The sequence below is a fragment of the Bacillus haikouensis genome (assembly GCF_013179555.1).
GTDB classification, from domain to species: Bacteria; Bacillota; Bacilli; order Bacillales; family Bacillaceae_B; genus Rossellomorea; species Rossellomorea haikouensis_A.
Genome location: NZ_JABMCR010000208.1, coordinates 1 through 7,361, shown reverse-complemented (window position 1 = coordinate 7,361; position 7,361 = coordinate 1). Strand labels below are relative to the sequence as shown.

8 protein-coding genes are annotated in these 7,361 nt (G+C 38.7%); 7 read left to right on the top strand and 1 reads right to left on the bottom strand.

Going from position 1 to position 7,361, the window contains the following annotated elements; genetic code table 11:
- Window positions 1-35: 35 nt before the first annotated feature.
- Complete coding sequence (locus tag HP456_RS17190) at window positions 36-779, bottom strand: NADPH-dependent F420 reductase (protein WP_172253367.1); 744 nt, start codon at window positions 777-779, stop codon at window positions 36-38.
- Window positions 780-999: 220 nt separating this feature from the next.
- On the opposite strand from HP456_RS17190, the gene HP456_RS17185 reads away from it, so the two are divergent.
- The 7 genes from HP456_RS17185 to HP456_RS17155 all read left to right on the top strand — a co-directional run.
- Entirely contained in the window at window positions 1,000-1,359 is a 360-nt protein-coding gene (locus tag HP456_RS17185; RefSeq protein ID WP_172253365.1) for a winged helix-turn-helix transcriptional regulator, read from the top strand.
- Between the two features lie 607 nt (window positions 1,360-1,966).
- Window positions 1,967-2,392, top strand: a complete 426-nt coding sequence (locus tag HP456_RS17180) for a MarR family winged helix-turn-helix transcriptional regulator (protein ID WP_172253362.1) — start codon at window positions 1,967-1,969, stop codon at window positions 2,390-2,392.
- Window positions 2,393-2,612: 220 nt separating this feature from the next.
- A complete protein-coding gene (locus HP456_RS17175) occupies window positions 2,613-3,956 on the top strand; it encodes an NtaA/DmoA family FMN-dependent monooxygenase (RefSeq protein WP_172253360.1) in 1,344 nt (447 codons plus the stop codon).
- Between the two features lie 17 nt (window positions 3,957-3,973).
- Window positions 3,974-4,714, top strand: a complete 741-nt coding sequence (gene nfsA / locus HP456_RS17170; RefSeq protein WP_172253350.1) for an oxygen-insensitive NADPH nitroreductase — start codon at window positions 3,974-3,976, stop codon at window positions 4,712-4,714.
- Between the two features lie 27 nt (window positions 4,715-4,741).
- On the top strand, window positions 4,742-6,175 hold the full coding sequence (locus tag HP456_RS17165; RefSeq protein ID WP_172253348.1) for a DHA2 family efflux MFS transporter permease subunit: 1,434 nt from the start codon (window positions 4,742-4,744) through the stop codon (window positions 6,173-6,175).
- Window positions 6,176-6,337: 162 nt separating this feature from the next.
- Window positions 6,338-6,946 carry an MsnO8 family LLM class oxidoreductase gene (locus HP456_RS17160; RefSeq protein ID WP_172253346.1) on the top strand — a complete coding sequence of 203 codons (609 nt, stop codon included), beginning with the start codon at window positions 6,338-6,340 and terminating at the stop codon, window positions 6,944-6,946.
- A gap of 198 nt (window positions 6,947-7,144) precedes the next feature.
- A partial coding sequence (locus HP456_RS17155; protein ID WP_172253344.1) for a helix-turn-helix domain-containing protein occupies window positions 7,145-7,361 on the top strand: 217 nt, incomplete at its 3' end.

The following is a 7,361-nucleotide window of genomic DNA, read 5'->3' as shown; positions in this document are numbered from 1 at the left end:
CAAAAAGGTACGCTTTAATGAGCGCACCTTTGTTTTTACGAGTTGTAAGTTTCTCTGTTTATATTCACAATATCCTTATGTGATAATTCCCCTTCCTTTTTTTCTGCAAAGAGCTCTGCAAACCGTTCCATCACCTTGTCACGTAATAATGGTGCTTTTTCTTTGTTTGCCTTTTTTAACGCGTTCGTAAGTTCTTCTTTTGTTAGCTCTGTACAATAAGCAGGAGTTCCTGGCTGTTGTCTCCATGAGTCACTTAAAGAACCGCTGTCTACTGTGTCAAAGCCCAGCTCGTTCACGATGTCAATGACTACTTGTTTTTGTGATGGATCATTACCAGCAACGGCCATCGCAATTCTTCTGGAATTTTCGGATGTTCCTTCATTTTCTAAGGTATAGGCTAATAAGTTGTTGAAAGCTTTAATGACAGGTTTGCCTAATTGATTTGAAACCCAAACACTTTCAACCGTCCCGTTTTCGATTTCTTCAATTATACCATCTCTAAAAGGATAATAATTTGAAGTATCTACAATGATTACTTCTTCCCCGACTTGATCGATAATGTTCCGAATGCTTGGCAGCACTTTTGTTGGAAGAGATATGATAAGAACTTCAATATTTTTAATTGCATCCTCTATACGCACAGGTGTTCCAGCAAACTCTTTTCCTTCTAAATGTTCAATTCCTCGTGCATCGGCCATTTTGACATCATGTTCATTCTTAACTAATTTTTTTGAAATAATTGACCCAATTGGTCCAGCACCTATAATCCCAATTCTCATGATTGTTCCTCCTAAAGTATTTGTATATAAAGAATTATTCAACCTGAAATTACACAATCATATGTTTAGCAAAAGGTAAACATATATTAGATAATAAAAACGTATTGAGTATTTCTGTTACATATACTAGAATAAAATCATTTCTCATCTTTTTGAAGAAGGCAATAAAAATTAACGTAGTACATTTTTTTGTACTTAACAGCAGAGAGCAGGTGAAAAGGTGTCTAGAATATGTAAGGATGGATTTGACAAAGAGTGTATAAAGGAACAAAGAGAATTCTTTGGCATTGCTTACACCCAAAATTTACTGTCGGGACGTTGGAAATATGTAATTCTTTGGTTTCTAAAGTCCAAAGAGCGTCGTTATAGTGAAATTAAAGCTTTTTTAGGAGACATTTCACAAGGTTCCCTTACAAAGCAACTTAGAGAACTTGAAACAGACGGAGTGATTAATCGCAAAGTATATCCAGAGGTTCCTCCTCGTGTAGAGTATTCTTTAACCTCAAAAGGGGAAGAGTTGATTCCTATTATTGATTTAATGGAAGAGTTCGGGAAGAAGTTTGGGGAGCAAGTAGACTAACCAAAGAGAACACTTACTTCACTTACTGTTCAACCTTCTAAAACTATAATTACCAAATAGAGTTGTGTTAGTGGGAGATTGTTCAAACCACAGTTTATTCTTTTGCTATAAATATTAAAGAAACTGGGGGAAGAGTTGAAGAATTCAGCTGTCTAATTTGTACTAACTAATCAGGTAACAAAACAAAGTCACATTTGGGAACAAACAAGGATTAATTATCTTTTGTTTGTTCTTTTTTGATACTTTTTAAAGCCGTTTGTACAAAATCAGCTATCTTTTCACCTAATTTTGACTTTAAGGTACAAAATAATGTACTATGTCATTTTTTATTGCCCTCTTTAAAAATATGTGAATTGGTTTTATTCTAGTGTGTGTAACAAATTACTCATAAAAACAAGTTGATAGGCAAACGGTAAAATGTGTCCATTTCAACGTAAACAAGCGGTTGTTGATCAAGTCTCAATGTGGGGGAATATCCATTGACCTTCGTTCTAGATGAAATCTGCCTAGTATAATGTATTGGGTCTTTTATAATAATGGACACTTAAATTTCACAATGATATAGTTAGCATACTAATTATATATTATGACTAGTGGAGGCATATCTATGAACGATAAGATTGAATGTGATATTCGTGAGTCGTTAGATAAAATTTCATCCCGAATGCGTCGAGAATATAATGAAAATTTAAGAGAACTTAATCTTTATGTAGGTCAGGATAGACTGCTTGCTCGTTTGTGGTTGGATGATGGAATAACACAAATGCAACTATGTGAACATTTAAAATGCGAGCCACCTACGGTAACTAATATGGTTAAGTCGCTTGAGCAAAATGGATTCATATACCGTAAACGTGATGAACAAGATGCGAGAGTTATGCGAATTTATCTAACGGACAAAGGCAAAGAATTAGAAAAACCGGTTGATTTCAAATGGAAGCAGCAGCAAGAAAAATTACTCGGTTCAATTTTACCGGAAGAACGCTTAATCTTAAGGGAACTTATGAAGCGAATGGAGAGGAACTTGTTCTAAGTTTTCTCTGCTATATATTTAGCCTGCTAATTAATTTTTCGGTAGTAGGAGCAAGCGTCAAGCTGGAACAATGATATCCCTACTTGCTACAATGCTTTAAATTAGTTAGCAAGCTAAATAGTAATCGGTTTGCTTCAATACATCGTAAAGTGGTTGGAATGGATTACATATTGCTTTTTGGGGTGCTTGGAGCCTATTTAAAATAAAGGAGAAGAGATACATGAAAAAAAGAAAAGAGATACAACTTGCACTACAAATGATTTCAGGGTACGGAGCCGAATTCAGCGCTTGGAGAATGCCTGGTACCGATCCAGCAGCCTACACAAATACGGATAGTTATGTGGAAGGGGCTAAATTGGCGGAAAAAGGAAAATTTCAAATGATCTTCATCGCCGATACCCCTGGATTATCCAATGACTTAGGCCCTCAGACTCCTATGTTCCCAATGGATCCTATGTTAGCACTATTGGCTGTAGCCAGAGAAACGAAACATATTGGTCTTGTTGCTACACTATCAACAACATTCAATTATCCATATAACATAGCACGCCAATTCAAAGCCCTGGATGTTATAAGTCATGGGCGTGCAGGATGGAATGCTGTAACCACATCCAATCCAGCAGCGGCAGCAAATTTTGGTGCTCAGGTTGCCAGTCGCAAAGAACGCTATGAAATGGCTCATGAATCCATACAAATTGTCCAAGCATTATGGGGGAGTTGGGAAGAAGATGCTTGGACGTTAGATGTAGAAGGCGGAAAATTTGCCGACATGGAAAAAATTCAGCCTATCAATCTTCAAGGGCAGTATTATGCGTCTCGTGGTCCTTTGCCAATCCCGCCTTCTGAGCAAGGTCAGCCGGTTATTTTCCAGGCAGGCGGAGGGAATGAAGGATTGGAATTGGCGGGGAGTTACGCTTCTGGTGTCTATGCAGACCCTTATGATATAGAGTCTGCCCGTGAACACAGGCAAGCCCTTCGACAAAGTGCTGCCCGTTTTGGCCGAAATCCTGATGACATCAAAATGTATGCAGGTTTTATGTTTTCCATAGGTTCAACTGAAGAAGAAGGTTTAGAACGACGAAGACAGCTTATGAGTTTTAATCCTGAGGAGATTCCAGGAAGGGTAAGTTACCTTGGTTCCATGGTTGGTTTACCACTATCGGTGAACACGGTGGATATTGATCAACCTTTATCAGCTGACTTGATGAAAAAGGCATATGCCAACCCGATGGATCCACGTTCCCCCAGAGCTTTGGAGCTGCTGCAAAAAGGGTTATCCATTCGAGATGTTCTTGCCCACGGGGTCATTAACTATCATCCAGTCGTTGCAGGCACCCCTGACCAAGTTGCTGACTTCTTGGAAGAATGGTTTTTGGCTGGTGCATGTGACGGCTTCTCGGTTGTTCCGGATATAGCCTATGATGGAGTTGCTGATTTTGTGGAAAAGGTTGTCCCGATTTTACAGGAACGTGGTTTGTTCCACAAAGAATATGAAGGAAATACACTGCGCGAGAATATGGGAGCTCCCTATCAATACGGAAGGCTAAAAGATAACAATTATTAATAGAGGAGAGGATTCGAATGAATAAAACCACTGAATTGCTTCAAAATCATGCATCTATTCGTTCTTTCACAAATCAACCACTGACAGAGAAAAAAAGAAATGAAATCTTTAAGGCAGCTAATCAAACTTCATCGTTCAGTCTACTACAAGTGGTTTCTATAATTAGAGTTACAGATTCTGAACTACGAAAAAAAGTGATGCAACTCTCTGTAAATCAACCTTATATTGAAGAAGCAGCAGAGTTTTGGATTTTTTGTGCAGATTTTAACAGAAATCATGAAATTGCACCCAAGGTGGACTTGGATTATATTGAATACCTTTTAATAGGTACATTCGATGCTGGGCTAATGGCTCAAAATGCTTTAACTGCGGCAGAATCAATGGGACTTGGCGGTGTCTATATCGGTGGAGTAAGAGCTAATATTACGGAATTAACCGAGGTATTAAAATTACCAAAGTATGTGATTCCTTTAGTAGGACTATGCATAGGACATCCAGCTGGAGAAAAGCCTGGAATTAAGCCGCGTTTACCTCAATCAATGGTCTTGTTTGAAAATCAGTATCAGTCATTAGATGAAGAAAAATTAGCAAATTACGATGAACAGATGCGTGAATACTACCAAAATCGACCTGTTAAAGCTCCTTTCACAGTAAAGAAAGTAAAGGGCTGGAAGGATCATATTGAGGATCACCTTGAAAGAAGCAAACTGCCATTCATGCTTGAGTATTTAAACAAACAAGGATTTGCTAAAAAATAAATTAAATCGATTACAAGGAGAAATAAAATGAAGAATCAATACAACACGCGAGCCATTATGGCATCCCTGCTTATCTGCGGTTTCGTCGGCATGTTCAGCGAAACTGCCCTTAATATTGCAATGACTAATTTAATGGAAGTATTCCAAATTTCGGCCGCAACTGCACAGTGGTTAACCACTGGGTTCTTGTTGACTCTAGGCATTTTAATGCCAATAAGTGGGTTGTTTTTGCAGATGTTTACTACAAGACAGCTCTTCACAGGTTCGCTCATCAGCTTAATCGTCGGTACATTGATCGCGGCGATGGCGTTGAATTTTGGAATGTTAATGTTCGCCCGAGTTTTACAGGCAATAGGTATGAGCTTGTTGCTTCCACTCTTGTTCAATACCATCCTTGTCATCTATCCGCCTGAGAAGCGGGGGGCAGCAATGGGGTTTGTCGGACTTGTTATCATGTTTGCGCCAGCAACCGGTCCTACCATAGGTGGTCTATTAATAGAGTATTTTACATGGAATTATATTTTCTGGTTCTCGTTACCATTACTGATTATTGGGTTGTTGATAGGACTGAAGTACTTGGAAAATGTCACCGAGGTAACGAAGCCCCGGATAGATCTGCTGTCTGTCGCACTGTCAACGATCGGCTTTGGAGGAGTTGTCTTCGGTTTCAGTAAAGCTGGCGAAGGATCTGAAGGATGGGGCAGTGTAGTTGTGCTCACTTCAATCATTGTTGGTCTTGTCGCGCTGGTGTTGTTCGTACTGCGCCAAATCTTAATGAATGATCCGATGATGAACCTTAGCGTCTTCAAGTATCCGATGTATGTCGTAGGGCTGCTTCTTGTCCTGTCATGTATGATGATTATTATGTCGAGTATGATTATTCTGCCGATGTTTCTGCAAACGGGTGCAGGGTTGTCTGTATTCACTGCGGGACTCATGCTTTTGCCGGGCAGCGCTTTGAACGGTATCCTCTCCCCGCGAATGGGGCATTTGTTCGATAAATATGGGCCGAAATGGCTCGTTATTCCAGGACTCGTGATCGTTTCAGTCATGTTATGGTTTTTTACTACACTATCTCCTGCTTCATCAGTGGCATTTATCGTGGTGTTGCATATCGGTCTCATGGTTGGGGTAGGCATGGTATGGATGCCAGCTCAAACGAACGGGCTAAATCAATTGCCGCCAAAGTTATACCCCCACGGCACGGCAGTCTTAAACACACTGCAGCAGGTGGCAGGCGCAATTGGAATTGCTGTAGCAGTCAGCATCCTTACGGGTGGTATGGAGAAATACTTGCACGGCTCATCAAATCCTAGTCAGCTGACCGAAATAGCAAGAGCGATGACAGCAGGATCACAAAACGTGTTTTTGTTTACGATGATCATTGCATTGATTGGCTTAATCCTAGCATTCTTCATTCGCCGTGTAGTTAACCATGAGGAGAGACACTCGGTGCATTGATGTTTTTATAAGAAACCACAGGGTCACTTTGAGATAATCTATATAAGTTGACCCTGCGTATTTATATTTTTATATTTTACTTGTTATAAAGCTGATAACTTTAAAGAAAAACGGTCTTATATGAATTGTTATGATTTTAAGATTGAAAAGGAGTTTTATAAAATGGTCAAAAATGAACTTTATAGTGATCTACAGTTATCCATACTAGATTTTGTCCATGTATATGCTGGTAGTAATCCTATTCAAAGTTTAAAAAATTCAACAGAGACGGTCAAACTAGCTGACAGATTAGGTTATAAGAGATACTGGTTCACGGAACATCATAATACTCCTAGCCAAATTAGTACATCTCCTGATTTATTAAGTTTACACGCAGCTTCACATACCAAAGATATACGTGTAGGTTCAGGAGGGATTATGTTACCTAACCATAGTCCTCTGAAAGTAGTGGAAAACTTTACATTACTTGAAGCCCTCCATCCTGGTAGGGTAGACCTTGGAATAGGAAGAGCATCGGGAACAGATGGATTAACTGCTTTAGCCTTACAACGTTCACAAGAGTCAGTTACTTTAAATGACTTTCCAGAACAATTAAATCATTTACTCTCGTTTTTTTTACGTGATTTCCCAGTTCAACACCCTTTCAAGAAGATAATAGTTCCAGGGAATGAATCAATAGTACCCGATATGTATATGTTAGGTTCAAGCCAGGGCGGAGTACAGTTCGCTATAGATCTAAGAACCCTAGTTTTTCATATACATTCCTCTTGATAATCACCTCGTTTACCGTTTTCAGCTCTACTTTCTTGTTACTTTAATTTGTTCCTGGATTTATTTCGTTAAATAAAAAATTAACGGAATTTTCTTTCGATTCAAAAATTATTATGATATTATGAAAATAAGTTAACTTATACTGTAATTTTTATTGCTACACAAGAATTTTCCGGTAATGCTGAAAGGACGTTTAGAATGGATGAAATTTTCAAGAAGATTAAGGATCTTCGCCAAGAGCGTGGGTTAACGCTGAAAGATCTTAGTGCTAAGACTGATCTATCAGTAAGTTTCTTATCTCAAGTTGAAAGAGGTTCTTCTTCACTTGCAATTACTTCTTTGAAAAAAATTGCAGATGCATTTGAAGTTCCCATCACTCAATTTTTTGATTCAGAAACAAATAATAACTACGTTG

Coding starts and splice junctions, on each gene's coding strand:
- HP456_RS17175 (WP_172253360.1), top strand. CDS start 2,613: ATGAAAAAAAGAAAAGAGATACAACTTGCACTACAAATGATTTCAGGG.
- HP456_RS17190 (WP_172253367.1), bottom strand. CDS start 779: ATGAGAATTGGGATTATAGGTGCTGGACCAATTGGGTCAATTATTTCA.
- HP456_RS17160 (WP_172253346.1), top strand. CDS start 6,338: ATGGTCAAAAATGAACTTTATAGTGATCTACAGTTATCCATACTAGAT.
- HP456_RS17165 (WP_172253348.1), top strand. CDS start 4,742: ATGAAGAATCAATACAACACGCGAGCCATTATGGCATCCCTGCTTATC.
- HP456_RS17180 (WP_172253362.1), top strand. CDS start 1,967: ATGAACGATAAGATTGAATGTGATATTCGTGAGTCGTTAGATAAAATT.
- nfsA (WP_172253350.1), top strand. CDS start 3,974: ATGAATAAAACCACTGAATTGCTTCAAAATCATGCATCTATTCGTTCT.